The organism is Rhodopseudomonas sp. BR0M22 (assembly GCF_010907035.1).
Classification (GTDB): Bacteria; Pseudomonadota; Alphaproteobacteria; order Rhizobiales; family Xanthobacteraceae; genus Rhodopseudomonas.
Genome location: NZ_QUMK01000082.1, coordinates 1 through 24360, shown reverse-complemented (window position 1 = coordinate 24360; position 24360 = coordinate 1). Strand labels below are relative to the sequence as shown.

The window sequence follows — 24360 nt, the reverse complement described above, 5'->3', positions numbered from 1 at the left end:
CGTTGGTCGAGACCATCGGCTCCACCTGGTTCGGCCCGTCTCACGCCACCACGCTGTCGTTCGCACTTTTGATCGCATTCCTGATCCTGCGCCCGCAGGGACTGGTCGGCCGGAAGGGTTTCGAATGATGAGCCGGAGCAACATCGCCCTGCTGGTGCTGATCGCGGCCCTCGCCTGCCTCCCTCTGGTCGGCGGCGCATATGCGCTGCGTCTCGGCACCATCGCCTGCCTGTACGCGACGCTGGCACTGTCGTGGAACGTGGTCGGCGGCTTCGCCGGCTATCCGTCGTTCGCGACCGCGGCGTTCTTCGGCTTCGGTGCCTATTGCGCCGGTGTGCTGATGGGCAAGGATTGGCCCCTATGGGCCGCGATCGCCGCCTCGGGGGCCCTGGCGATGGTGGCAGCGACGCTGCTCGGCGCGGTGCTGCTGCGGCTGCGCGGGCATTATTTCGCCATCGCCAGCCTGTCGCTCGCCGAAGTGCTGCGCGAGGTCGTCAACAACGCCACCGACCTCACGGGCGGCGGCATGGGGCTGAACATCCCGCTGTCCGCCGGCGCCAGCGTGATGGCGGAAGCGACATTCTTCTTTTACGCGATGTGGCTGGTCATGCTGCTGACCGCCGCGATGGTGATCCTCGTGGCGGGCTCCCGGCTCGGCTTCGCTCTGAACTGCATCCGCCAGAACGAGACCGCCTCGGCGATGGTCGGGCTCAACACCACGCTGGCCAAGAGCATCGCGTTCGGCTTGTCGGCCTGTTTCGTCGCCGCCGCCGGCGGCGTCTACGCCGCCTGGGTGCACTACATCGACCCGTCCGACGTGTTCGACATCCTGTATTCGGTGAAGCCGATCGTGATGGCGCTGATGGGCGGGCTCGGCTCGCCGTTCGGCGTCGCCTGCGGCGCACTGCTCTATCTCGGCCTCGAGGAGGTCGTGTGGCGCAATTACATCCAGATCCACTCCGGCGTCCTCGGCGTGCTGATCGTGCTGCTGCTGTTGTTCCTGCCGCACGGCCTGACCTCGCTGCGCTTCGGCCGGCTGTGGCGGAGGGCGAAGCATGTCTGAGCTGCTCCGCCTCACCGGCGTCTCGCGCCGCTTCTCCGGCCTGCAGGCGCTGCGCGACGTCAATCTGTCGGTGGCGCGCGGCGAGGTGCTCGGCCTGATCGGGCCGAACGGCGCCGGCAAGACCACGCTGGTCAACACCATCTGCGGCGTCACGCCGGCGAATTCCGGCACCATCCTGTTCGACGGCAGCGACATCACCCGGACCAAGCCGTATCAGGCGGCGCGGCGCGGACTGTCGCGCACTTTCCAGATCGTGCAGCCGTTCGCCGAATTCTCCGCGCTCGACAACGTCGCCGCCGCGGCGCTGTTCTCGCAGCCCGGCACCAGCCTGAAAACAGCGCGCGAGGCAGCGCGGGAGCACCTCGCCTTCGTCGGACTCGAGCCGCAGGCCGACCAGCCGGCCGCAACGCTGACGCTGGCGATGCGCAAGCGTCTCGAACTCGCCAAGGCCCTGGCGATGAGGCCGAAGCTCTTGTTCCTCGACGAGGTCAATGCCGGCCTCAACAGTGCCGAGGTCGAGCGCGCCACCGCGCTGATCCACCAGCTCGCCAAGGACGGCATCACCATCGTGATGATCGAGCATCTGATGAAGGTGGTGCTCAATGTCTGCACCCGCATCGTGGTGCTGCACAACGGCCATCCGATCGCCGACGGGCCGCCGCGCGAGGTGATCAGCAATCCCGCGGTGGTCGAAGCCTATCTCGGCCAGCAATACGCCAAGCGGAGCGCCGGCCATGGCTGAACCGCTGATCCTGCAGACCGCCGGCCTCACCGCCGGCTACGGCGAAATACAAGTGCTGTGGGGCATCGACCTCGCCGTCGTCCGCGGCGAAATCACCGCTCTGATCGGCTCCAACGGCGCCGGCAAGACGACGTTGATGCGAACGCTGTCGGGGCTGATTCCAGTCCGTGGCGGTCACATCCTGTCCGACGGCCGCGACCTCACCGGCGCCGGTGCTGCTGCACTGCTGGCGCACGGCATCGTCCACGTGCCGGAAGGCCGCCGACTGTTCGGCGCGATGAGCGTCGAGGAGAACCTGCTGATGGGCGCTTATGCCCGCAAGGCGGGTCGCGCCGAGATCCGCCGCGATCTCGACCGCGTCTACACCACCTTCCCGCGGCTGCGCGAGCGCCGGAACCAGCAGGCCGCGACGCTGTCCGGCGGCGAGCAGCAGATGTGCGCGATCGGCCGCGGCCTGATGAGCGCGCCGCTGCTGCTGATGATCGACGAACTGTCGCTCGGCCTGTCGCCGCTGCTGGTCGAGCAACTGGTCGACGCGCTGCGCGTGCTGAACCGCGACGGCACATCGATCCTGCTGGTCGAGCAGGACGTCACCATCGCACTCGATCTGTGCCACCGCGCCTTCGTCATGGATATGGGCCGCATCGTCCGCGAAGGATCGGGCCAGGAGCTGCTCGCAGATCCGATCGTCCGCGACGCCTATCTCGGCGTGCTGCACGAATGACCGGGAGCATCGAATTCTTTGTCGTCGAAGTGAAAGAGGAATCATGATCGAGACCGTCGAGGCGCCGAACAGCGGCTATCGCTACATGCCGGGCGTCTTCCAGTATTCGTGCGGCATCGCCGCGCTGCCCGGCTTCGCCATCGAGCGCGTGCGGTTCGCCGATCCGGTGCCGCTCAAGCAGGGCTTCGCCAGGATCGCCGAGATCCTGAAAGCCGCCGGCCGGCCGCTCACCGCGTTCGGCGCCTGCGAGCTGCGCTCCCCGGCGCCGTTCACCGAGGACGGCTTCAAGGCATTCAACGAGATCTACATCGAGACCCTGATCGACTGGGGGATCATGAAGGACCGCGTCAATCCGATCGCGCGCAGCAATGTCTGCCCCAAGATCGATCCGCCGGCCGAGCCGAGCTTCCACGCCTTCTCCTACACGGTGCCGGCAGAGAACGCGCCGCCGTCCTTCGTCGTCGCCGGCAGCGGCGAGTCGGTCGAGGGCAAGGCCAACTACCGCGACCACATCGTCGCGCTCGGCGACACCAGCCCGGCCGGGCTGCGGGCCAAGGCGCAATACGTGCTCGGCGAGATGGAGCGTCGGATGAGTGCGTTCGGCGGCACCTGGCGCGACACCACCGGCGTCCAGCTCTACACCGTGCACGACGTCTATCCGATCCTGGAAAGCGAGCTCGGCAAACGCGGCGTGTTCCGTCACGGCCTGACCTGGCACTTCAATCGTCCGCCGGTCGAAGGACTCGACTACGAGATGGATTGCCGCTGCGTGCATCGCGAGCGTGTGGTGTGATGGCGAGCCGTCGGAGGCGACCATGACCAGCAGCCGGCCCGTGCAACGCGTTGCAATCGCGGGCCTCGGCGCGATCGGCAAGGCGATCGCGCGCGAACTCGATCGCGGCGGCATCGACGGCATGGTGCTGACGGCGGTCGCCTCCGCCGACCCGGCCAAGCACCGCGGCTTCCTGCAGTCGCTGCACACGCCGCCACGGGTCAGGACCGCCGAGCGGCTGTGGGAAGACGCCGACCTGGTGATCGAGGCCGCGCCGAGCCGGCTGCTACGGGCCATCGTCGAGCCTTTCGTCAGCCGGGGCAAGTCCGCCATCGTACTCAGCGCTGCGGCGCTGCTCGACGCCGCGGACCTGATCGACATCGCGAAGGCGCACGGCGGCCAGATCATTGTGCCGACAGGCGCGCTGATCGGGCTCGACGCCGTCTCCGCCGCCGCCGTGGGCACGATCCACTCGGTGCGCATGATCACCCGCAAACCGGTCGACGGCTTCCGCGGCGCGCCGTTCGTCATCGATAACGGCATCGACCTCGATCGGGTCGACGCGCCGCTGAAGTTGTTCGAAGGCACGGCCCGCGAGGCCGGCAAAGGATTTCCGGCAAACCTGAACGTCGCGGTGGCGCTATCGCTCGCCGGGATCGGTCCGGATCGCACGATCGTGGAAATCTGGGCCGATCCAGGCGTTACCCGCAATACTCACCGGATCGAAGTAGACGCTGACTCGGCACGATTCTCGATGACCATCGAGAACGTGCCATCAGAGAACCCGAAGACGGGAATTATCACCGCACTCTCGGCGATTGCATTGCTCCGCAAGACGAACGCGGCGATGCGAATTGGGACCTGAAGCGATCTGATCGGCGGACAGTTGCACCGAACGGCTCGCCTGCCCGAAGGCGCCACCGTTTCAGGGTGCGATTGGGCGCCGTGGCCGCTCGTGCAGCATGAATGCATCGACATCCCCGGACACGGCTGGATACAGCTCGGCCACCAGCGGATCGTGACCAGGGATAATTCTGTCGGTCCCGCCGGCCAGCCGCTTCAGCTCGCGCCATCCTTCGCACATCTCCCCGACATTGCTGACGATCGGGAATGGATTCTCCTTGAGGAAATTGTCGTAGAAGTGGGCTGCGTCCGACGCGAGCACGACGGGACCACGCGCCGTCTCGACGCGCACGACCTGCAGCCCGTTGGAATGGCCGCCGATCAGATGAAGGCTGATACCCGGCGCCAATTCATCGTCGCCGTCGTGAAACACGACGCGTCCGCCATAGACGTGCCGCACCAGTGCGGTGACGTCGTTCACAGAGAACGGATGCCGCAGAGCATGATGGCACATGCAGCGCCCGGTGGCGTAGGCAACCTCGCGATCCTGGATGTGGAAGCGTGCGTTCGGAAAGCTGTCGAGGCTTCCAGCGTGATCGTAGTGCAGATGCGTGACGACGATATCCTCGATCGCCAGCGGGTCGATCCCGAACCGGCGTAACGCATCGACCGGGTCGATGGTGAGCGTCCGGCTGCGTTCCTTGGCGGAGACTTCGCCGAATCCGGTGTCGACCAGGATCACCCGTCCCTCGCCGCGGATCACCCATATGAAGTAATCGAGATCGCTCGCCGTCTCATGCGGATCGGGAAACATGAAATTCTGATGCGGCTGCCGATTGCGCATGGTCGCGTAGCGCAGCGCGAAGACTTCATAGCGTGCGTTCGTGCCGCTGGACGGAACGGCCGTCGCGCTGAACCGGTTGACCATAGGCTCCTCCTTCGGTGCGACCGCTCGTGCTCGGCGATCGTGCTCTTGGACCATCCGATACCCCGCCCGGGGCATGCGCGCCAGCCAGTCGGCCGTTCAATCGCCGCCGAGGCCGAGACGGTTCGGCAGACGCTTCTCGATGTTGAACTTCAGCAGCGCGGCGCCGCGAAACACGCCATGAGCGAACTTGCCGTAGGGCAGCGTCAGGAACAGTGCCAGCACGGTGCCGAGATGGATCGCCAGCCACAGCGCCATCCATTGGGTATCGCGCAGCAGCAGCAGCGCGAAACCGGTGGCACTGACCAGCAACAGCAGCGCGATGAATCCACGGTCGAGCGTTTGCTGCGACGCCTCCCTGTGCTGCGGATCGCGCCGCAGGTTGAGCCACAACAACCCGGCCGGCCCGACGATCAGACCGAGGCCGCCGATCGACCCCAGCACCACCGGCGCACTGAGCAGGCCGTAAGGCGCATGCAGACCGAATCCATAGTGATACAGCGATGCGACACAGGTGGCGGCGAAACACACCAGGAAGCCGTACATCGTGAGCTGATGGAATCGCCGCCGCCACAGCGTAAAGCGGTCGCTCTCCTCGTTGCAGCCGTCGCCGTGGCCGCCACCGAGATAGCGCATCCGCGCCACGTCGGACAAAACCTCCGCCGCGGCAGGCACCCGTGCGCGCGCCGCCTCGGCCGTGTCGTCGTCCCGCGCCGGCGAGACCTCCCGCCAGAATCGCGTCACGCCGATGCCCAGCGCAAGCACCGCATAGAAGAACGCGACGCTGAACAGCACGGCCAGCAGATTGTGCGGAAACACCGCGTAGAAATTGCCGGCGAGCGGCGCGTGCGTCAGGCCGCCGGTCATCATGGCGGCCAGAGCCAGGAACAGCGAAAGCCCGCCGGCCAGCGCCAGCGCGACCGTGAGGCCGGCGCGATCGTACAGACGGCCGAACGCCCGTGGCCACGCGTAGTCCTTGTAGGTACGTACCCGCACCCGCGCCATCGCCTGCGGGACGCTGACGGCGAATTCGTGCGGCGGCGCGTATTGGCAGGCGTGCAGGCACGCCCCGCAATTGTGACACAGATTGGCGAGGTAGTGCGTATCGGCCCGATCGAAGGCGAGCCGCCGCGTCATCGCCGGAAACACCGCGCAGAATCCTTCGCAGTAGCGGCAAGCGTTGCAGATCTGCATGACGCGCGCGATCTCGGCCTCGTCGGCGCCGAGCGCGCTGGTCAGGCTGACGGCTTCGCAGGCGCCAGTCTCCTGCGGCGGCGAGGCGGGTTCAGCGACCGGCCGCATAGCGAAACTCCTCGTCAAAGGTCGGATGCGCGAAACCGGCGGATCGCGCGGCGTTGACGCCGGCAATCCGGCCAAACGCCGTACCGATGCTCATGCCGACGCCGGCCGTGTAGCCCTGGCCGAGCACATTGCCGGCAACCATCTCGCCGGCGGCGAACAAGTTGTCGCTCGGCACACCGGCGAAGCGGACGGCGGCGGTGGCATCGGTCTTCATCCCGAGATAGGTGAAGGTGATGCCGGGGCGCAGCGGGTAGGCATAGAACGGCGGCGTATCGATCGGCCGTGCCCAATGAGTCTTGGCCGGCGCGACGCCTTCGGTCCGGCAATCGTCGAGCGCGGTGTGGTCGAATGTGCCGGGGCGGCAGGCGGCGTTGTACGCCGACAACGTTTCGGTGAATGCCGCCGCATCGAGCCCGATGCGCTCGGCGAGCTCCTGCAGCGTGTCCGCCTGCGTGCCTTCGAACACCGGCGGCATGAACCGGCCGATCGCCTTGTGGTCGATCACCGACCACGCGATCTGGCCGGGCTGCTGCGCCACCAGCCGGCCCCAGATCGCGTAGCGCTTCGGCCAGAAGTCTTCGCCCTCGTCGTAGAACCGCTTCGCGTCCCGATTGACGACGACGCCGAGCGAAACGCAGTCGATGCGAGTGCAGATGCCGCCGTCGTAGAGCGGCGCCCGCGCGTCGATCGCAACGCAATGCGCCTGGGTCGGGTCGCCGATCGAATCCGCGCCCGCGTCGATCATGAACTTCAGCAGCACGCCCTGATTGAAGCGCGTACCGCGGATCAGGAAGTTCTCCGCCGGCCACTCCCCGCGGTCGTTCTGCCCCCAGGCCTCGCGCTGCCATTCCAGATTGGATTCGAAGCCGCCGCAGGCGAGCACGCAGCTCTTGGCCGTGATCCGCTCGCCACCGGTGGTGATCGCCGCGACGAAGCGGCCGTCCTTCAGATCGAGGCGCTGCACCGGCGTGTCGTAGCGGACCGTCACGCCGAGCGTCTCGGCGCTGCGGTAATAGGCATTCACCAGCGCCTTGCCGCCGCCCATGAAGAACGCATTGGTCCGAGCGACGTGCAGAGCACCGGACAGAGGCGGCTGAAACCGGACGCCGTGACCCTGCATCCAAGGCCGACAGCGCGACGAGTGCCGGATCACCAGCCGGGCCAGCGTCTCGTCCGTCAGTCCGCCGGTGACCTTGCGCAGATCCTGCCAGAACTCCTCTTCCGGATAGGCGTCGACCAGCACGTCCTGCGGCGCGTCGTGCATGCAGCGCAGATTGCGCACATGCATCGAGTTGCCGCCGCGCCACGACCGCGGCGCAGCCTCGAGCAACACCACCGATGCCCCGGCCTCGCGGGCCATCAGCGCCGCGCACAGCGCCGCGTTGCCGCCTCCGATCACCAGCACGTCGGGAATGGTCTGCGACGCAGCCATCAGCCGCGCACCCTCGTCGCGCAGCGCAAGGCCTGCGTGGCGCTCAAGCGCGATACGTCGGCCATACGCCCCCCAATGTCTTGGTCAGCTTCTCGGCGACCGGCCCGAGCACACGCTTCATGTTCGCGACTTCGGTCTTGCCGAAGCGCTCGCGCGGACCGGACAGCGAGATGACGCCGATCAGCACGTCGTGCGGCCCGAACACCGGAGCCGCCACCGCGGCACAGCTCGGATCGCGCTCGCCGAGCGACACGTCGAACCCTTCGGCGCGGATCGCGGCGTAGCGCGCGCCGGCACGGCCGTCATAGGCCAGGATGATGTGACCCGCGGCGCCGCGCAGCAGCGCGTAGCTCTGGCCTGCCTCGACGCGATCGAGCGTGGCGTGCCGTGAATTGACGCGGAACAGACAAAGCCGATGGTCGGCATCCTGGCGGACATGGAACGATGCACTCTCGGTGCCGCGGTCGACCAGCTCCTGCAGCGCCGGCACCACATGATGAGCGAGCGCATTCTTGCGGGTGAAGGCCAAGCCGAGTCGGAATGCCGCCGGTCCGAGATCGTAATTGCCGTCAGGCAATCGCGTGACGTAGCCGGTCGCGGTCAGCGATCCCAGCAGCCGCAGGATCGTGCTCTTGTAGAACCCGGTGCGGACCGCCAGTTCGGCCAGGCTCATCGCCTGATCGGAGGTCTCCAGCGCGGCCACGATCGCAAGCGCCCGCTCGACCGCCGCGACGCCGTCGCCGGTCTGAGCTGGGGCCTCCGAGGTGGTCGGTCCGGTCGACGTCCGCTTCATCGCGCCTTTTCCCTTAAGCTGTTCGCGACGCCCGGATGACGCGCGCCAGCACCGGCCAGTAGAGATCGCCAAATCCAGCGTCAATTGCCTCGCCCAGCATACGGTCGGCGAGTTCGGCGCCCGGCAACTCGATCGACACCGACCGCGCCAGATCGAGCGCGTAGGAGATGTCCTTGCGGGCGTATTCGGTCGAGAACGCCCGCTCCGGGAAGACGTCGGGCAGCATCGCCTTCATGCCGTGATTGCGCAGCGCGAAGCTGTCGGCCGATCCCTTCGCCAGCGTCTCGAAGACCAGCTTGGCATCGAGGCCGGCGCGTTTGGCGGTCTCGAGCGCCTCGCCGAGCGCGACCACCGTCTGCATCAGCACCATGTTGTTGAGGATCTTCACCACCTGCCCGGCCCCGACGCCGCCGCAATGGGTGATGTCGGTCGCGAACGTCGCGATCAGCGGCCGCAGCTTCTCGAATGTCGCCGCATCGGCCCCCACCATCACGCTCAGCGTGCCTTCTTCTGCCGCCTGCCGCGTCCGGGCGATCGGCGCATCGGCGAACACCGCCCCTTTGGCGGCGAAGCGCTCCGCCAGTTCACGGCTGGCCTCGACCGGCGACGTGCCGAGATCCACGATGGTGTGACGCGCCGAAACGTGGCGCAGCAGGCCGTCCTCGCCTTCGCAGACGGCCTGAACGTGTTTGCCGCTCGGCAGCGCCATGAAGATCACGTCGGCTTTGTCGGCAAGATCCGCCAGCGAAGCGGCGCGCTCGACGCCGACCTCCGCAAGCCGCTGCAGCGGCGCATCCGCGCGATCGAAGCCATAGACCGCAGCGCCCGACTTTCGAGCCAGATTGCGGCACATCGGCTCGCCCATGACACCCAAACCGATGAAACCGATCGCAGCCATTACAAGTTCCTTTTCATTCCGGGATCGAAGCAGACGGGCGCGCCGCGACGGCACGCCCGCCCTGGATAAACGTCAGTTCTGGACCAGAGGACAGTTCCCCTCGCTCATCGGGCGGAACGCCTGCTCGCCCGGCGCCGTCGTCAGAACCTTGTAGTAGTCGTATTTGTACTTCGATTCTTCGGGCTTCTTGACCTGCACCAGATACATCGTGTGCAGAACACGGCCGTCGGGACGCACGGCGACGTCCTTGTTGTACATGTCGTTGACCTTCATCTCGTGCATCTTCTTGGCGACGATCGCCGGATCCTTGGTGCCGGCGGCCTTCACGGCAGCGAGATAGTGATGCACGCCGCTGTAGACGCCGGCCTGCACCATGCTCGGCACCTTGCCGCCGGTCGCCGCGAAATAGCGCTTCGCCCAGGCGCGAGTGTCGTCATTCAGGTCCCAGTAGAACGAGGTGGTCACCTGAAGCCCGCGCGTCGCCTTGAGGCCGAGCGCGTTGACGTCGGTGATGAACACCAGCAGGCCGGCGAGTTGCTGCCCGCTTTCCACGATTCCGAATTCGCCCGCCTGCTTGATCGCGGTCTGAACGTCGGCGCCCGACGTCGCAAGACCGACCACCTTGGCCTTCGAGGCTTGCGCCTGCAGCAGGAACGACGCCATGTCGGTCGAGCCCAGCGGATGAGCCGACGAGCCGACCACCTTGCCGCCGGCGGCTTCAATGAACTTGGTCGCGTCGCGCTGCAACGCATGACCGAACGCGTAATCCGCCGTGATGAAATACCAGGTATTGCCGCCCGCCTTGGTGACGGCGTCGCTGGTCATCTTCGACAGCGCATAGGTGTCGTAGTTGAAGTGGAAGCTAACCGGCGAACACGCCTTGCCGGTGAAGTCGGACGAGCCCGGCCCGCTGATCACGAAGATCTTGTTCTTCTGCCGCGCCACCTCGAGAATGGCGAAGCCGGCCGACGATGCTGCGCCATCGGCGATGACGTCGACCCCCTCGGTGTCGAACCAGCGCCGCGCCGTCGCCGCGGCGATATCCGGCTTGTTCTGGTGGTCGGCCGAAATCACCTCGATCTTCCGCCCGAGCAATTCGCCGCCGAAATCTTCAGCCGCGAGCTTGGCGGCAGCAACCGAACCGGTGCCGCCATTGTCGGCAAAAACACCTGACTGATCGTTCAGCACGCCGATCTTGATCGTTTCTGCGGCCTTCGCAGGCAGGATCGACAGCAGCAGTGCGGCTGATAGGTACAGCGCTTTCTTGAATGTTCGGGTCGTCATAGGTTCCTCCTCAGATGGCTTTTTGTTGTTTGATGGCTTGAAGAACCGGCGCGATGTAGCGCCGGAATTGCTCCGGGTTCTCGCTCATCGGAAAATGGCCGAGCTTCTCCATCACCACGACCGCAGTACCGGGAATCCCTGCGGCCGTGCGCAGCGTGTCTTCCGGCGAGCAGGAAAAATCGTATTCGCCGGTCAGCAGATAGAGCGGGCACACGCTGGTATCGATCGCCTTTGTTCGTCCGCGCAGATCGCCGTCGACGCGATAGAAATACAGGTCGCCCTTGAACACACCGGGGCCGCCCTGCTTGTAGGCCCACAGCGTTTCCATCCGCGTCTCGGGCGGACTCTGCGGTGCGACCAGCCCGGATACGAGCGCCGCACAGACTTCGCCGCCATGAACATCGGGGCGATTCAACCAGCCCGTATCGTACCAGGGCGCCTGGAAGTCCGCCGCTTCGAGGCCGATCAGCGCCCTGAACTCGGCGGCGTGGTCGATCGCCAGATTCAGCACAATACGGCCACCGATCGAGCAGCCCATCACCACCGGCCGATCGAGATCAAGCGCCGCGCAGAACGCGCGGATGGTCTCGGTGTAACGCGCGGTCGTGAGCTGATACTCAGTGCCGTCCCAATCCGCCGGCGGATTCGACTTACCGTGCCACGGTAGATCGAAAGCGATGATGCGGAAGTCCTTCGCGAACTCCTCGTCGGCCAGCAGATGGCGCCACTGACGGCCATCCGAGCCGGCGGTATGCAGACAGACCAGCGGAATGCCGGTCCCCGCCTCCTCGAAATAGATCCGGTGCGTCGTGCCGGCGATCTCGACGTGCACGTAGCGGCCGACCATCGGCTCAATTCGGCCGGTCATCGCGCGCCTCCTGTGCGGGGCAGCGCGAGCAGATCCTTGAAATACTGCAGGTGGATCATGAACGGCTTGATGTCACCTTCAAGGGTCGCGGCGCCACGCTTGGTGAGTGCGAGCAAATCGTGCCATCCCGCAGCCGGCATCGGCTGCCAATAGGCCCTCCACGCCTCGGGCGTCGCCCGATACGCGAAGGTCCAAGGCCGCATCAGCACCGGTGCCGGCGCAACGTCGGTGATGCGGCCGGCACGGATCGCGACGTGGAACGCCTGCTCGACCGAGCCGAGCAGGCAGTCGACGTCGAGCATCCGTCCGCGATGCACCAGCGACGGATCGCGCTCCAACATCTCCGGGAGACGATTGAAGGTCTCGGCGATTGATTCCGATTGCTTCAACGCCGACCTCCTCGGTCGTCAGCAACCAAACGCGCGGCTCGGCCAACGCGCAGGCATCCCGCGAGCCCCGACTGTCGTCGCCGCAGCCTCTCAGCGCGCCCCCTCGCCTGCACCTTCATGCCGCCTCCCATCTTGTCGCGATTATCTTATAGTTCTGTCTGACAGAACGCTTGTTCTGTTATAGGAACATATGATTGGATGCGACGCAAGCGGGCAGCATCGCTCGCGCTTCAAACAGCAAGCGGACTTGGCAATGACCTATCCAGAGATCGAGCTCTATGTCGGCGGACATTGGCTTCGCAGGCCCGGGGCGCCGATCATCAATCCGGCGGACGAAACCGTGCTCGGCACAGTGCCGCACGCGACGACCGCCGACCTCGACGATGCGCTCGACGCAGCGGCGCGCGGCTTCGCGCTGTGGCGCAAGACCCCACCGAACGCACGGGCCCAGATCATCTTGCGCGCCGCAGCGCTGATCCGTGAGCGCGTCGATCAAATGGCTGTCGCGATGACGCTGGAGCAAGGTAAGCCGCTCGACCAATCTCGCCTGGAGATCCTGCGCGGCTGCGACATCATCGAATGGGATGCCACCGAAGGGATGCGCCTGTATGGCCGCGTGATCCCTGCCGGTCCCGGCCTGCAGCACACGGTATATCGTCAGCCAATCGGACCGGTCGCCGCGTTCTCGCCCTGGAATTTTCCGATGAGCTCACCGGCACGCAAGGTCGCCGGTGCGCTCGCGTCGGGCTGCTCGATCATCCTCAAAGCATCCGAAGAAACGCCGGCAGGCGCCCTGCAGCTCGTGCGCGCCTTCCACGACGCCGGCTTGCCGCCGGGCGTCCTCAATCTGGTGTACGGCGAACCTGCGGCGATCTCCGATCATCTGGTGCCGCATCCGACCATCCGGCTGATCACCTTCACCGGATCGGTTCCGGTCGGAAAGCACCTCGCCGCGATGGCCGGGCGGGCGATGAAGCCGGCGATCATGGAGCTCGGCGGCCACGGTCCCGTCATCGTCTGCGACGACGTCGATCCGGTCACGACCGCCGCCGCATCGGCCGCCGCGAAGTCGCGCAATGCCGGCCAGGTCTGCGTCGCGCCGACACGGTTCTTCGTCCATGAATCGTTGTACGAGCGCTTCGCCGCGACCTTTGCGGAGCGCGCCGCGCAGCTCAGAATTGGTAACGGCCTCGATCCGGCCACTCAGCTCGGCCCGCTGGCGAATGTGCGACGGGTGGAAGCGATGGAGCGGCTGGTGGCGGACGCCAAATCACGCGGCGCCCGCGTGATGGCCGGCGGACAGCGGCTCGGCAACCGCGGTTACTACTATCCGCTGACAGTGCTGGCCGACATTCCCGACGACGCACTCGCCATGAACGAAGAGCCGTTCGGTCCGCTGGCGCTGATCAATCCGGTGCGCAACCTCGACGAGGCGATCGCCAAGGCCAACGCCCTGCCCTTCGGCCTCGCCGCCTACGCCTTCACCCGGTCGGCCGACAACGTGCAACGGCTGTCGACCGACGTGGAAACCGGCAATCTCACCATCAACCATTTCGTGGCATCGACTGCCGAAACGCCGTTCGGCGGAGTCAAGGACAGTGGTTATGGCCGCGAAGGCGGCACCGAAGGCCTCGGGTGCTACACCATCGCCAAGAACGTTTCACACCAGTTTGTCCCGGCGGGGTAGCGACGTCGTCGCTACTCCACCTCGCCCATTTCCTTCAGGACTTCGTTCGCCGCCTTGAAGGCGTCGAGGCCGGCCGGAATGCCGCAATACACCGTGGCGTGCAGCAGCACTTCCTTGATCTCTTCGACGCTGACGCCGTTGGTGATCGCGCCGCGGGTATGCAGCTTGATCTCCGGGGCGCGGTTGAGCGCGGTGAGCATCGCCAGATTCAGCATGCTGCGGGTCTTGCGATCGAGCCCCGGACGATTCCAGGCGTAGCCCCAGCACCATTCGGTGGTGATGTGCTGGAACGCCATCATGAAGTCGTTGGTCGACTTCATCGACTTGTCGACGTACTCCGCGCCGAGAACTTCGCGGCGGGCCGAGAGCCCGATGTCGAACATGCCACCAAGGGTGATCTTCTGGTCATAGCTCACAGGTATCGTCCTTTCGCTCTGCAATTGCTTCGATTCGTTGAGGTTGATGCGTTCGATCATATGCCGAGATAGGCAGCGCGAACGGCGGGATTTTGGCCGAGCTCAGCGGACGAGCCCTGCAGCGTAATCCGCCCGGTCTCCAGCACGTAACCCCGCGTCGCCACATCGAGCGCGAGGCCGACATTCTGCTCGACCAACAGGATCGACGTGCCGCCGCTGTGGATCTTGACGAAGGCGTCGTGCATCTCCTCGACCACCTTCGGCGCGAGGCCATGGCTCGGCTCGTCGAGCAGCAACAGCTTGGGCTGCAGCATCAGCGCGCGGCCGACCGCCACCATCTGCTGCTCGCCACCGGACAATGTGCCGGCGAGCTGACCGCGGCGCTCGCGCAGCCGCGGGAACAGTTCGAAGATCCGCTGCATCCGCTGCGGCAGATCGCCGGCGGTGCGCGCCGTGAACGCGCCCAGCATCAGATTGTCTTCGACGCTCATGTCCGGGAAGACGTGGCGCCCCTCCGGCACATGAGCGATGCCGAGTGCAGGCACCTCGTGCGCGGCGCGGCCGGTCAGATCGGCCCCGGCGAATCGAAGCGTGCCTGAGACACGCGGTACCAGACGGGAGATCGCGCGCAGGATCGTGCTCTTGCCGGCGGTGTTGGCGCCGATAATGCAGACGAACTCGCCGTCGCGAATCTCGAGATCGATACCGTGCAGGACATCGACCTCGTTATAGCCGGCATGGAGCCCTTTGATCTCGAGCAGAGGCGTGACGGCGTTCATGTGTGCGCCTCCGCCGAGCGCCCGAGATAGGCCTCGATCACCACCGGATCGTTGGCGACCTGTTGGGCGGTGCCATCGGCCAAGAGCTTGCCGAAGTTCAGCACCAGGATGCGATCGCAGATCGTCATGATGGCGCGCATGTGATGTTCGACCACGAGCAGCGTCAGCCCGTCGTCGCGCAGCGAACGGATCAGGTCCATGATTTCCTGCATCTCGACGGGATTGAGCGCCGCCATTACCTCGTCGAGCAGCAGCACTTTCGGACCGGTGCACAACGCCCGCGCCAGTTCGACTCGCGCACGCTCCGGAAACGACAGATCGCCGGCGAGCTTGTGCGCCACCGACTTCAGCCCGACCCGATCGAGGCAGATCAGCGCCTGCTCGCGCGCGGTCGCGACGTCAAAGCGCAGCAGGCCAGCGGTCAGCACGTTGTCGAGCACCGAGCTTTCGGCGAACAGCGCGACGTTCTGGAACGTCTTGGTCATGCCGAGCGCCGCCACCTTGTGCGGCTTCATCCCGACCAGGCTGGTGTCGCCGAGCTTGATGCTTCCGCTGTCCGGGCGGATCAGTCCGACAAGCGTGCTGAAGAACGTCGTCTTGCCGGCGCCGTTGGGGCCGATGAGACCGACGATCTGCCCGCGCGGCACAGTGAACGTCACGTCCGACAACGCCTGCAGACCACCGAACCGTTTGGACAGGCCGCGCACATCGAGGATCGTCATCAGCGTGTCTCCCCGCGGGCAAAGCGGGCACGCAGCGCGTCCCATAGCGTGATGAAGCCGCGCGGCTTCCACAGGATGACCGCGATCAGGATCGCGCCGAAGATCAGTTGGGACAGACCTGCGGCACCCGCGGAGAACAGGTCGTTCATCAATTCCTCCACCGGAATGATGAACAGTGCGCCGAGGATCGGACCGGCGGCAGTGCCGACGCCGCCGAGGATCGCGATCAGCGCGACGCGGATCGAGATCGCCGCGGCGCTGAACACCGTGTCCGGATCGAAGAAAACGGCGACCTGGGCGTACAGCGTGCCGAGCATCGCCATCAGCACGCCGGAGATCACCGCAGTCTGCAGCTTCACCTTGGTGGTGTCGATGCCGATCACTTCGGCTGCGGCTTGGTTCTCACGGATCGCCCGTAGCCGATAGCCCATCGCGCCGCGCCGGATGACCTCGAAGATCCCCGTGACGATGATCAGCGCGCCGAGCGCGATATAGGCGTGGGGCAAGAGCTGCTTGAACGAATAGCCGGCGAAGCTCGGCGGCGTGAACGGCACCGACAGCCCGCCGGGGCCGCCAGTCAGCGGAGCCCAGACATTCGCGATCACCCGCATCACCTCGCCGAACGCCAGCGTCGCCAGCGCGAAGTAATGCCCCTGCAGCCGCAGCGTCGGGATTGCGATCACCAGCGCCGCGAGACCGCCGAGCGCGCCGGCCGCAAACATGCCGAGCCACGGGCTGATGCCGAATTTCAGCAGCAAGATGGTCGACGTATAGGCGCCGATGCCGAAGAACGCCGCGTGGCCGAGCGATGTCTGATTGGCGAGGCCGCCGATCAGATTCCACGCCTGCGCCATCGCGGCGAACAGCAGCGTGAAGGTGAGCACGCGGATCCAGTATCCGGTCGGGCTGAGCAGCAGCGGCAGCACAGCCGCCACTGCGATGAGGACAGCGAGAGCAAGCCAACGTTTCATCGGCGTGCTCCGACGAGGCCCTGCGGTCGCACGGCGAGCACCAGGATGAAGACGATGAACAGCACCAGATTTTGGAGCTGAATCGGAAACACCAGCGACGACAGTGCCTGGATGACACCGACCGCGAGCCCGCCGACCACCGCGCCGGCGACACTGCCGAGACCGCCGAGCACCACCACCGTGAACATCAGCACGACGAATTGTCCGCCGACGCCGGGGAACACGGCGACATAGGGCAGGATCACCGCCCCACCGAAGGCCGTGAGCCCGACGCCGAGCGCGAACGCCATCTTGTACATCAGAGCTGTATCGATCCCCATCAACTGCGCCGCCATCGGGTTCTGCGCGGTGGCGCGCATCGCCCGGCCGAACCAGCTCGTGCGCATGAACCACCACAGCGCCACACCGCAGGCCAGCGACATCGCGAACGCGATCAGATACGGCACGCTGACGAACAGCGCGCCGAGCGACAGCGACATCGTCTGATAGCTCGTCACCACCGAGCGAAACTGGGAGCCGAAGGTGAGCAGCGCGCCGTTCTCCAGCACGATCAAAAGCCCGACCGTGAGGAAGATCTGCGCGACCGATGGTGCCTTCAGCACCCGCGAGATCAGTTGCCCTTGCACGACCCAGCCGATCGCGAACGACACCGCGAACGACAGCGGCGCCGCAAGAACCGGATCGAGCCCGAGATAGGCCCAGGCGAACCACGACACGAACATGCCGATCATCAGGAATTCCGCCTGCGCGAAATTCACGATGCCCATCACGCCGTAGACGAGGGTGAGCCCGATCGAAATTACGGCATAGACGCCGCCGACCAGAAGACCGTCGATTATCGCTTGAACGAAGGACACGTCAGACTTCGCTCAGCTCTTCCACTCGGCGGTGGCCTTGGCCACGTCCTTGGGCCATACGGTCACCAGTTCCTTGTTGCGCCACTGCACCATCACCGGCACAGACAGCACGTTGAGACCGGTCGAATCGAACTGAACGGCGCCGCCGGTCATCGCCCTGGTCCAGCCGCCGGTGAACTTGGCACCACGCAGCGCGGCGGCGACGTCCTCGGCCTTGGCCGACTTGGCCTTCTCGATCGCCTGCACCAGCACGTCGAGGGCGACAGCGTGTTCGAGCGCTTCGTGCACCATGAAGTAGCCGAACCGCTTACGGAAACGCTCGGTGAGATCCGGCGCCAGATCGTAGTTCGCCGGAGCGATCGACAGCACGCCTTCGGCAAATTCGCCGAGGCCCTTCTCGAAATCCGGGATGACGTAGCCGGCCGCGCCACCGATCGCCGGCATGGTGATGCGCTGCTGACGCATGGTGCGGATGATCAGCAGGCTGTCGTTGAGATAGGACACCGGGAACACCGCCTGGGCGCCGGAGGCGCGCAGCTTGTTGATCAGCGGCGTGGTGTCGGTGATGCCGAGCGGATAGGCGTCGTCCATCGCTACTTCGACATTGGCGGCCTTGGCGGCAGCCCGCAGCCCGTTCGCCTGAGCCGTACCGTAGGCCGTGTCCTCGTACATGATCGCGATCTTGTCGATCTTGGTGCCGGCGGCCTGCGCGATCGCCAGCGTGTAGTCGAGTTGCGCCTTGCCGAGTGCCGAGGCCTTGGCGACGACCTGGAAGATGTTCTTGAAGCCGCGCCCGGTAATCTGGTCGGCGAACGACATCGTCAGCAGCGGAATGTCGCGCCGCTCAGTCACTTCCGAGATGGCGATGGTCAGCGACGAGGCGAACGCGCCGAGGATGCCGGTGACCTCATTCTGCGAGATCAGCCGCTGCGCAACGGTTCCGGCGGTGGTCGGCGTCGACGTCGAGTCGGCAACGATCAGATTGATCTTGGCGCCGCCCAACGCCTTGATGCCGCCGGCGGCGTTGATTTCATCGGCGACCAATTCGATGCCGTTGCGGGAGTTGATGCCGAACTGCGCGTTGGCGCCGGACAGCGGCATGATCACGCCAATGTTGACCGGCTTGGCCTCGGCGCGCGCCGCGTTCCCGATCATCGGACTGGCGAGCAGCGACGCGGTGCCGGCGAGCAGCGAACGACGGCTCAGCCCCGCACGGGGCAACATCTTCGACATGGTTTCTTCCTCCCGGTGACCGATCTGGTCTGTTTTGATTGGGTTCGAAGTCGCCACAAATCAGACCATCCGTCAAGCTGCTTGACAGATTGTCTGACAATCGGCCAGATCGCTGCATGCCCAAGACTGACTCGGACCTCAATGTCTCGCGTGAAGCCACTAGCCTTCGCCTGCTGGTTGAGAACCGCCTGCGCTCGGCGATCGGCAGCGGCCTCTTCAAGCCTGGACAGCGGTTGATCGAGCGCGAATTGTGCGAGCAGACCGGCGTCGGGCGCACCTCGATCCGCGAGGCTCTGCGGCAACTCGAGGCCGAAGGGTTGGTCACCACGATCCCGCACCGCGGCCCGATCGTCAGCACCATCACTGCGGACGAAGCGGCCCAGCTCTACGATCTGCGCGCTTTGCTCGAAGGCTTCGCCGGCCGCGAATGCGCCAAGCGTCGCGACCCGGCGATCATCGGCCGCCTGCGAACCCAGTACGAACGCATGGTCGCCGTCGCCGGCAACGATGATCGCAGCGAGCTCCTCGCCGCCAAGACCGAATTCTATGCCGCCCTGCTCGAAGGCTGCGGCAATGTCTTCGTCGAGCGCTTTCTCAAGATGCTGCTGAACCGGGTGACGGTGCTGCGGATGACCTCGATGACGCAGCCCAACCGCATCGGTCGCAGCCTGCAGGAGATCGGCGGCATTCTCGTCGCGATCGAAAGCGGTGACGAAGACGGTGCCGAACAGGCCTGCGTCCAGCACATCAACAACGCCGCCGCCATCGCGCTCGACGCCCTCCGCCGCGGCGAGACCTGAGCAGCAACGACGGCTCAGCACGATCTTCAAAAACAAAACACCACCGAGAGGAACGCCAGTGTCACAGTCAGCTGTCATCAATCCGCCCGCACGCATTGCCGTAATCGGCCTCGGCAACATGGGACGTCCGATGTCGGCCTGTCTGGCACGCGCCGGGTATCACGTCGTCGGTTTCGACATCTCGGCCGAAGCGCGCTCCGCTTATGCCGAGGCGGGCGGCACTGCGACCTCGACGGCGACAGATGCGGTCGCCGGCGCCGCCGCCGTGATCACGCTGTTGGGTGACGGCAAGATCGTGCGGAGCGCGATCGAAGGCGTCAAAGCTCACCTCGCGCCAGGCGCGGTAGTGATCGACATGAGTTCGTCGGCGCCGATCGGCACGCGCGCGCTCGGCGAGGAACTGATCGCCGCCGGCTTCGGCTTCATCGATGCCCCCGTTTCGGGCGGCGTCAAGCGTGCCATCGACGGCAGTCTGGCGATCATGGCCGGCGGCGACGGCGCCACCATCGATCGCGCCGAGCCGGTCCTGAAGGCGATGGGCAAGTCGATCTTTCGCACCGGCCCGCTCGGCTCCGGCCACGCCGCCAAGGCGCTCAACAACTACGTCTCCGCCGCCGGTCTGGCCGCGGCGGTGGAAGCGCTCGCCATTGGTGGCCGCTTCGGCATCGAGCCCGAGGTCCTGGTCGACGTGCTGAACGCCTCCACCGGACGCAACAACTCGACCGAGAACAAGCTCAAGCAGTTCGTCATCCCGGAGAAGTACACCTCGGGGTTCTCGCTGGCGCTGATGGCAAAGGACATCCGCACCGCCGACGAGCTCGCGCACGATATCGGCGTCAGCGCGCCGCTGGCGGACGAGGTATCGGCGCTGTGGAGCGCCGCGATGCAGGAGCTTGGACCCGGGGCCGACCATGTGGAGATCGGCCGCTACCTGACGGCCAAACGTTGATCGAACGATGCAGATGGCGCTGATCGATCAGCTCCGCGATCGGCTGGCACAGGCGGTTGCCGCCCCGGAATCCAGGTCGTTGGCACGCGGGCTCGACGTCGCAGTCACTTTCGCGATCGGGCACGAAGCCGTCACCATCGTCTGCTCGGCAGACGGGCCGATGATTGCGGCCGCTCCCGGCCTTGCCGACATCACGCTGTCAGCATCCGAAGGCGCATGGCGGGAGGCGCTGGCGCCCTGCCCGCGACCGACCTATCACTCGTTCTCGTCGATCCAGTTGCGCAATCCGAACTTCGTCGTCAGCGGGGACGCACTGGTCATCGCCCAGGCGCGCGCGTTCCTCGAAGTCGTGTTTGCTCACCTGACCACGGCCGAGCCGGCGCACGGCGAGCCCGACCTGACGCGGCTCAGCGGAAGCTATCACCGCATACGCAGCGCCGGCGGCGCAATTTGCAACATCTACGCAGAGAGCGCCGGCCAGGGCGCGCCTGTACTGTGCCTGCATACGGCCGGTGCCGACACGCGGCAGTTTCATGGGGTGATGTGCGACCCACAGCTCGGAAGCAACTGGCACCTGATCGGCTTCGATATGCCCCATCACGGCCGCTCCCTGCCGCCACTCGGCTGGGACGGCGGCATCTACCAGCTCGATCAGGCGACCTATCTCGACTGGTGCATCAGTTTCATCGAGCAGGCCATCGGCAGGCCGGTCGCATTGATCGGCTGTTCGATGGGCGCCGGCATTGCGCTCGCTCTTGCCGCCGAGCGGCCGGACCTGGTCACGGCCGTCATCGCGCTCGAAGCGCCGCTTCGTCCGCGTGGCCGGCGCAATCCTCACCTCACCCATGCCAAGGTCAATGGCGGCTGGCATTCGGCCGCCTATGTGCGCGGACTAATGAGTCCGTCGAGCCCGGCGGAAGATCGCCGCCGCGCCGCCTGGATTTACGCGCAAGGCGCGCCAGGCGTGTACGACGGCGATCTCGTGTTCTACTCGGACGAATTCGACGGTGAGCCGATCGCCAAGCGCATCGACGGCAGCCGCATTCCCGTGCACCTGATGATCGGTCACTACGATTTCTCCGCGACGGTCTCAGACGCTTACGCGCTGGCCGGATGGATCGACGGCGCCACCGTCACGGAGATGCCCGACCTCGGGCATTTCCCGATGACGGAGAACCCGCCGAGGCTACTGGAGTATCTGCGGCCCATTCTCGCCACGCTGACAGAGCAGCGCTGAAGTCATTTTCATCAGCAGGTGACAGCTCATCAGCAGGTGACCATCTCGTTGCGACGGCCCTCGACGTCTCCGGAGCCGGCAGGCGCCGAGTTGACGGCTGTTCAAGTTCGCTGCTGCTCAAGAACCTCAGGGTTGACCACGTTGATGGGCGCCCCCGAGGCGTAGGCGATGATCTGGTCGAACACGTCGCTGAACTGCGCCTCCCATTCCTCGCGCGTCACATAACCAATGTGGGGCGTGCAGACAACGTTATCCATCTGTAGCAGCGGGTTCTGCGGGTCGCGCAGCGGCTCCTCCTCATAAACATCGACGGCAGCCATTCCCGGACGCCCGGCCTTCAACGCTGCAACCAATGCTCCGGGCGCAATCAAGCCGGCACGGCTGGTATTGACGATGAGTGCCGTAGGTTTCATTCGCGCGAGATCCGAACTCGATACGATATGACGTGTCGCTTCGACCAAACGCATATGGAGCGTTATGATGTCGCTGTCCTCGAAGAACGCCTCCTTGCTCGCCGCCGTCGCCCAGCCTTCTGACTGCGCTTTAGCTCGCGAGGCTTCACGCGCCCAGAACACCACATCCATGCCAAAAGCGCGGGCGTATTCCGCAACCTGCCTGCCGATGCGGCCGTAGCCGAAAATGCCGAGAGTCTTGCCGCGGGCGGTTGTCCCGACCGACATTTGCCAATGCCCTGCCCTCAGCGATGCCATCTGCTGAGGAATCCGGCGCATCGCCGCGAGTATCAGGGCAAAGGTCAGTTCAGCCGTCGCATACGACGGAACGCCGGGATGCTGACTGGACGATACGACAATACCTAATCGGCTACAGGCTGCGATATCGATGTGCGGATAAACGCTGCGCTGGCTGATGAGCCGCAAACGCGGGAGACGATCGACAAGACCGGCCCGAATTGCAGTTCGCTCCCGGATCAGTACGAGAGCCTCGGTCTCAGCTAAGCGTCGGGCGAGCTCGTCTTCGTCCTCGACATGGTCGTTCCAGATGGTCACCTCGTGACCGGCAAGCTTTGCGAAGCACGGCAGCGTCCGCAGCGTATCGAACCAATCATCGAGGATGGTGACCTTCATGGGCGCGCACCCGCCAGCAAGTCGCGACCCGCGCCCGTCAATTGAACAAGCGTTGTTTGCTCCACGTTCACTCGTTCGACGAGCCTGGCGTCCACCGCATCCTCCCAAACAGGCAAACGCGGGCAGCTTGTGCGCCACGCATCCATGGTTTCGCGATACGTGCGCGGTTGCGCGGCGACCCATTGCAGGAATTCAAGCAGACCGCTGGATGGAGGCATTCGCTCCGGCAGCAGAGCAGGCTCTTTGTTCATGATCGGCAATCCCGTCGTTCAGGCCTTTGCATCAGATGGCCGTCGCCTAAGAAGGGCAAATCACATCTGCGGCCGAGAGGCTCGACATGCAGCCGGGCGCGTCTGTCGTCCTCGCTTCTTTGCAGGGCCTGGGTGGAGGGAGTGCATATCGTCCGCGGCTTCACTGCTATGGCTCGTCCCCGCCGTGACACCTCGCGATGCGGCGTTCTCCTCCGCCGCCAGCTTTGACTCGATTACGCAAGCTTGTGAGACAGAAACTGGACAACTTCCCCCAAAATCGTCGCTCACCTTGAGTGGTCGCTGTCGCGCGTTCGCTGGTCGTTGCCAAGTCGGTCTTGCCACTATGTCGCAGGTAGATCACGACAGCTTGATACGCACGGTGAAGTTGTGCCGGGCACAGGCGTCAGGCGCTCGTTCGGCGGCTATAGGCGCCAGCTAACTACCTGCTTTATCGCTTTATTTTTCCGCGACACGGGCAGAACCGACCCGCCGCCTGGCGCACCGTTTCCATCGTGGAAGGCCGTTCACCCCCCGTAATTCTACCTGGATAAACCATTGATTTTGCTTATAAAATACTGTTTTCGCGAGGTTTTTGTCAGAGTTCCTTAAGAGCCCCCGCGCGATTCATGACGCATGAACAGGAGTCCGTCATGAGCACCGAGTCCGCCGGTACCACCTCAGTCCTGGAATCGAAGATCTACCAGTCGGCCGATATTTTCGATCCCAGCCAGGTTGCATCTGGCGCGGTGCCGGCGAACGACGCCATGGGCGCACCTGTGGCAGGAACCTCGGCGGCGACGGCACCGGCGGGCCCGGCCCTCACCACGCAGGTGCCAGGTTTGGTCGTCAGCCAGGGCTATGCGCCCTCGGCCTCAACGGCGACCGACGTCAACACGCCCGATCTCGGCGTGCCCCTGGAGACCGCTCCAGCCGCTTCCGGCGGCTCCATCAACGGGCCGGGTGCACCGATTGCCGAGCCGTCGAGCCTTCTGATGCAACAAGCCGCGATCGCACCGGTGACCACGCCTCCGGGCGCCACGCCGCTCGCCGCAACGCCGCTCGGCGGCGGTGGTGGCGGCGGTGCTGGTAGCAGTGGCACCGGAGCGGACGTTGCGACCGACAATGCGGGAGCGCCGACGACCATCGCCGCGCGCGGTGCGCCGGACAGCTCCGGAAGCAGCGCCACCCAGGCCCCTGGAGTCACCGATGGCATCGGCACGACCGGGGGTAATCCCGGCACCGGCGGTACGACGGGGGGCGGCATCACCATCACCACCCCACCCGGCGGTACGCCGACTGGTAGCGACGGAGGCGGTACCCAGACGACCAACCCACCCG

At 65.5% G+C, this 24360-nt stretch carries 25 protein-coding genes and 1 pseudogene; 10 read left to right on the top strand and 16 right to left on the bottom strand.

Annotated features, from left to right (window positions below; all coding sequences use genetic code 11):
• Window positions 1–127: 127 nt before the first annotated feature.
• Genes DY468_RS21700 through DY468_RS21680 form a run of 5 tightly spaced genes read left to right on the top strand, consistent with a single transcriptional unit; the run spans window position 128 to window position 4166 of the window.
• Entirely contained in the window at window positions 128–1063 is a 936-nt protein-coding gene (locus tag DY468_RS21700) for a branched-chain amino acid ABC transporter permease (RefSeq protein WP_164607266.1), read from the top strand.
• A complete protein-coding gene (locus DY468_RS21695; protein WP_164607264.1) occupies window positions 1056–1805 on the top strand; it encodes an ABC transporter ATP-binding protein in 750 nt (249 codons plus the stop codon). The genes DY468_RS21700 and DY468_RS21695 overlap by 8 nt, the downstream gene beginning before the upstream one ends.
• Window positions 1798–2529, top strand: coding sequence for an ABC transporter ATP-binding protein (locus DY468_RS21690; protein ID WP_164607262.1), 732 nt, complete (start codon window positions 1798–1800; stop codon window positions 2527–2529). The genes DY468_RS21695 and DY468_RS21690 overlap by 8 nt, the downstream gene beginning before the upstream one ends.
• A gap of 43 nt (window positions 2530–2572) precedes the next feature.
• A complete protein-coding gene (cnbZ, locus tag DY468_RS21685; protein WP_164607260.1) occupies window positions 2573–3322 on the top strand; it encodes a 2-amino-5-chloromuconate deaminase CnbZ in 750 nt (249 codons plus the stop codon).
• Window positions 3323–3344: 22 nt separating this feature from the next.
• Window positions 3345–4166, top strand: coding sequence for an aspartate dehydrogenase (locus DY468_RS21680; RefSeq protein ID WP_164607258.1), 822 nt, complete (start codon window positions 3345–3347; stop codon window positions 4164–4166).
• Window positions 4167–4226: 60 nt separating this feature from the next.
• Here the strand turns inward: DY468_RS21680 and DY468_RS21675 are convergent, their stop codons facing one another.
• The 8 genes from DY468_RS21675 to DY468_RS21640 form a co-directional block, all read right to left on the bottom strand.
• Entirely contained in the window at window positions 4227–5072 is an 846-nt protein-coding gene (locus DY468_RS21675; protein WP_164607256.1) for an N-acyl homoserine lactonase family protein, read from the bottom strand.
• Window positions 5073–5168: 96 nt separating this feature from the next.
• Window positions 5169–6371: a tricarballylate utilization 4Fe-4S protein TcuB gene (gene tcuB / locus DY468_RS21670; RefSeq protein WP_164607254.1), complete on the bottom strand. Its 1203-nt coding sequence runs from the start codon at window positions 6369–6371 to the stop codon at window positions 5169–5171.
• Entirely contained in the window at window positions 6355–7803 is a 1449-nt protein-coding gene (gene tcuA, locus DY468_RS21665; RefSeq protein ID WP_205512594.1) for an FAD-dependent tricarballylate dehydrogenase TcuA, read from the bottom strand. The genes tcuB and tcuA overlap by 17 nt, the downstream gene beginning before the upstream one ends.
• 43 nt (window positions 7804–7846) lie before the next feature.
• Window positions 7847–8596: an IclR family transcriptional regulator gene (locus DY468_RS21660; RefSeq protein ID WP_164607252.1), complete on the bottom strand. Its 750-nt coding sequence runs from the start codon at window positions 8594–8596 to the stop codon at window positions 7847–7849.
• Between the two features lie 13 nt (window positions 8597–8609).
• Complete coding sequence (locus tag DY468_RS21655) at window positions 8610–9527, bottom strand: NAD(P)-dependent oxidoreductase (RefSeq protein WP_283808791.1); 918 nt, start codon at window positions 9525–9527, stop codon at window positions 8610–8612.
• Window positions 9528–9566: 39 nt separating this feature from the next.
• The gene (locus DY468_RS21650) at window positions 9567–10778 is read right to left on the bottom strand and encodes an ABC transporter substrate-binding protein (RefSeq protein ID WP_164607248.1); all 1212 of its coding nucleotides are present in this window, start codon (window positions 10776–10778) and stop codon (window positions 9567–9569) included.
• Between the two features lie 10 nt (window positions 10779–10788).
• Window positions 10789–11646 carry an alpha/beta fold hydrolase gene (locus DY468_RS21645; RefSeq protein ID WP_164607246.1) on the bottom strand — a complete coding sequence of 286 codons (858 nt, stop codon included), beginning with the start codon at window positions 11644–11646 and terminating at the stop codon, window positions 10789–10791.
• Window positions 11643–12035: a hypothetical protein gene (locus tag DY468_RS21640; RefSeq protein WP_164607244.1), complete on the bottom strand. Its 393-nt coding sequence runs from the start codon at window positions 12033–12035 to the stop codon at window positions 11643–11645. The genes DY468_RS21645 and DY468_RS21640 overlap by 4 nt, the downstream gene beginning before the upstream one ends.
• 253 nt (window positions 12036–12288) lie before the next feature.
• On the opposite strand from DY468_RS21640, the gene DY468_RS21635 reads away from it, so the two are divergent.
• The gene (locus tag DY468_RS21635) at window positions 12289–13722 is read left to right on the top strand and encodes an NAD-dependent succinate-semialdehyde dehydrogenase (RefSeq protein ID WP_164607242.1); all 1434 of its coding nucleotides are present in this window, start codon (window positions 12289–12291) and stop codon (window positions 13720–13722) included.
• An 11-nt stretch (window positions 13723–13733) separates the two neighbouring features.
• Here the strand turns inward: DY468_RS21635 and DY468_RS21630 are convergent, their stop codons facing one another.
• The 6 genes from DY468_RS21630 to DY468_RS21605 all read right to left on the bottom strand — a co-directional run bounded on the left by DY468_RS21630 (window position 13734) and on the right by DY468_RS21605 (window position 18700).
• On the bottom strand, window positions 13734–14105 hold the full coding sequence (locus tag DY468_RS21630; RefSeq protein WP_164607272.1) for a carboxymuconolactone decarboxylase family protein: 372 nt from the start codon (window positions 14103–14105) through the stop codon (window positions 13734–13736).
• A gap of 89 nt (window positions 14106–14194) precedes the next feature.
• The gene (locus DY468_RS21625; protein ID WP_164607239.1) at window positions 14195–14917 is read right to left on the bottom strand and encodes an ABC transporter ATP-binding protein; all 723 of its coding nucleotides are present in this window, start codon (window positions 14915–14917) and stop codon (window positions 14195–14197) included.
• The gene (locus DY468_RS21620; protein WP_205512592.1) at window positions 14914–15639 is read right to left on the bottom strand and encodes an ABC transporter ATP-binding protein; all 726 of its coding nucleotides are present in this window, start codon (window positions 15637–15639) and stop codon (window positions 14914–14916) included. The genes DY468_RS21625 and DY468_RS21620 overlap by 4 nt, the downstream gene beginning before the upstream one ends.
• Complete coding sequence (locus DY468_RS21615) at window positions 15639–16610, bottom strand: branched-chain amino acid ABC transporter permease (RefSeq protein ID WP_164607237.1); 972 nt, start codon at window positions 16608–16610, stop codon at window positions 15639–15641. The genes DY468_RS21620 and DY468_RS21615 overlap by 1 nt, the downstream gene beginning before the upstream one ends.
• On the bottom strand, window positions 16607–17467 hold the full coding sequence (locus tag DY468_RS21610; protein WP_164607235.1) for a branched-chain amino acid ABC transporter permease: 861 nt from the start codon (window positions 17465–17467) through the stop codon (window positions 16607–16609). The genes DY468_RS21615 and DY468_RS21610 overlap by 4 nt, the downstream gene beginning before the upstream one ends.
• A 12-nt stretch (window positions 17468–17479) precedes the next feature.
• Entirely contained in the window at window positions 17480–18700 is a 1221-nt protein-coding gene (locus DY468_RS21605; RefSeq protein WP_164607233.1) for an ABC transporter substrate-binding protein, read from the bottom strand.
• A gap of 116 nt (window positions 18701–18816) precedes the next feature.
• Between DY468_RS21605 and DY468_RS21600 the strand changes: the two genes are divergently transcribed.
• Genes DY468_RS21600 through DY468_RS21590 form a run of 3 tightly spaced genes read left to right on the top strand, consistent with a single transcriptional unit; the run spans window position 18817 to window position 21686 of the window.
• A complete protein-coding gene (locus tag DY468_RS21600) occupies window positions 18817–19500 on the top strand; it encodes a GntR family transcriptional regulator (protein ID WP_164607231.1) in 684 nt (227 codons plus the stop codon).
• Window positions 19501–19558: 58 nt separating this feature from the next.
• Window positions 19559–20449 (top strand): NAD(P)-dependent oxidoreductase, encoded by an 891-nt coding sequence (locus DY468_RS21595; protein ID WP_164607229.1) that lies wholly within the window; start codon window positions 19559–19561, stop codon window positions 20447–20449.
• A gap of 13 nt (window positions 20450–20462) precedes the next feature.
• Entirely contained in the window at window positions 20463–21686 is a 1224-nt protein-coding gene (locus tag DY468_RS21590; RefSeq protein ID WP_164607228.1) for an alpha/beta fold hydrolase, read from the top strand.
• 101 nt (window positions 21687–21787) lie between these two features.
• On the opposite strand, the gene DY468_RS21585 is transcribed toward DY468_RS21590, so the two are convergent.
• Window positions 21788–22771, bottom strand: coding sequence for a D-2-hydroxyacid dehydrogenase family protein (locus DY468_RS21585; protein ID WP_164607226.1), 984 nt, complete (start codon window positions 22769–22771; stop codon window positions 21788–21790).
• A complete protein-coding gene (locus DY468_RS21580; RefSeq protein ID WP_205512590.1) occupies window positions 22768–23022 on the bottom strand; it encodes a hypothetical protein in 255 nt (84 codons plus the stop codon). Before DY468_RS21580 ends, DY468_RS21585 begins: the two co-directional genes overlap by 4 nt.
• Before the next feature lie 650 nt (window positions 23023–23672).
• Here DY468_RS21580 and DY468_RS21575 point away from each other — a divergent pair.
• Window positions 23673–24360 (top strand): annotated as a pseudogene (locus DY468_RS21575) (hypothetical protein); the annotation flags it as partial.

Bases quoted from the DNA above. Each gene is read 5' to 3' on its own strand.
- DY468_RS21700 (WP_164607266.1), top strand. From the start codon at position 128: ATGAGCCGGAGCAACATCGCCCTGCTGGTGCTGATCGCGGCCCTCGCC.
- DY468_RS21695 (WP_164607264.1), top strand. From the start codon at position 1,056: ATGTCTGAGCTGCTCCGCCTCACCGGCGTCTCGCGCCGCTTCTCCGGC.
- DY468_RS21690 (WP_164607262.1), top strand. From the start codon at position 1,798: ATGGCTGAACCGCTGATCCTGCAGACCGCCGGCCTCACCGCCGGCTAC.
- cnbZ (WP_164607260.1), top strand. From the start codon at position 2,573: ATGATCGAGACCGTCGAGGCGCCGAACAGCGGCTATCGCTACATGCCG.
- DY468_RS21680 (WP_164607258.1), top strand. From the start codon at position 3,345: ATGACCAGCAGCCGGCCCGTGCAACGCGTTGCAATCGCGGGCCTCGGC.
- DY468_RS21675 (WP_164607256.1), bottom strand. From the start codon at position 5,072: ATGGTCAACCGGTTCAGCGCGACGGCCGTTCCGTCCAGCGGCACGAAC.
- tcuB (WP_164607254.1), bottom strand. From the start codon at position 6,371: ATGCGGCCGGTCGCTGAACCCGCCTCGCCGCCGCAGGAGACTGGCGCC.
- tcuA (WP_205512594.1), bottom strand. From the start codon at position 7,803: ATGGCTGCGTCGCAGACCATTCCCGACGTGCTGGTGATCGGAGGCGGC.
- DY468_RS21660 (WP_164607252.1), bottom strand. From the start codon at position 8,596: ATGAAGCGGACGTCGACCGGACCGACCACCTCGGAGGCCCCAGCTCAG.
- DY468_RS21650 (WP_164607248.1), bottom strand. From the start codon at position 10,778: ATGACGACCCGAACATTCAAGAAAGCGCTGTACCTATCAGCCGCACTG.
- DY468_RS21645 (WP_164607246.1), bottom strand. From the start codon at position 11,646: ATGACCGGCCGAATTGAGCCGATGGTCGGCCGCTACGTGCACGTCGAG.
- DY468_RS21635 (WP_164607242.1), top strand. From the start codon at position 12,289: ATGACCTATCCAGAGATCGAGCTCTATGTCGGCGGACATTGGCTTCGC.
- DY468_RS21630 (WP_164607272.1), bottom strand. From the start codon at position 14,105: ATGTTCGACATCGGGCTCTCGGCCCGCCGCGAAGTTCTCGGCGCGGAG.
- DY468_RS21625 (WP_164607239.1), bottom strand. From the start codon at position 14,917: ATGAACGCCGTCACGCCTCTGCTCGAGATCAAAGGGCTCCATGCCGGC.
- DY468_RS21620 (WP_205512592.1), bottom strand. From the start codon at position 15,639: ATGACGATCCTCGATGTGCGCGGCCTGTCCAAACGGTTCGGTGGTCTG.
- DY468_RS21615 (WP_164607237.1), bottom strand. From the start codon at position 16,610: ATGAAACGTTGGCTTGCTCTCGCTGTCCTCATCGCAGTGGCGGCTGTG.
- DY468_RS21605 (WP_164607233.1), bottom strand. From the start codon at position 18,700: ATGTCGAAGATGTTGCCCCGTGCGGGGCTGAGCCGTCGTTCGCTGCTC.
- DY468_RS21600 (WP_164607231.1), top strand. From the start codon at position 18,817: ATGCCCAAGACTGACTCGGACCTCAATGTCTCGCGTGAAGCCACTAGC.
- DY468_RS21590 (WP_164607228.1), top strand. From the start codon at position 20,463: ATGGCGCTGATCGATCAGCTCCGCGATCGGCTGGCACAGGCGGTTGCC.
- DY468_RS21585 (WP_164607226.1), bottom strand. From the start codon at position 22,771: ATGAAGGTCACCATCCTCGATGATTGGTTCGATACGCTGCGGACGCTG.
- DY468_RS21580 (WP_205512590.1), bottom strand. From the start codon at position 23,022: ATGAACAAAGAGCCTGCTCTGCTGCCGGAGCGAATGCCTCCATCCAGC.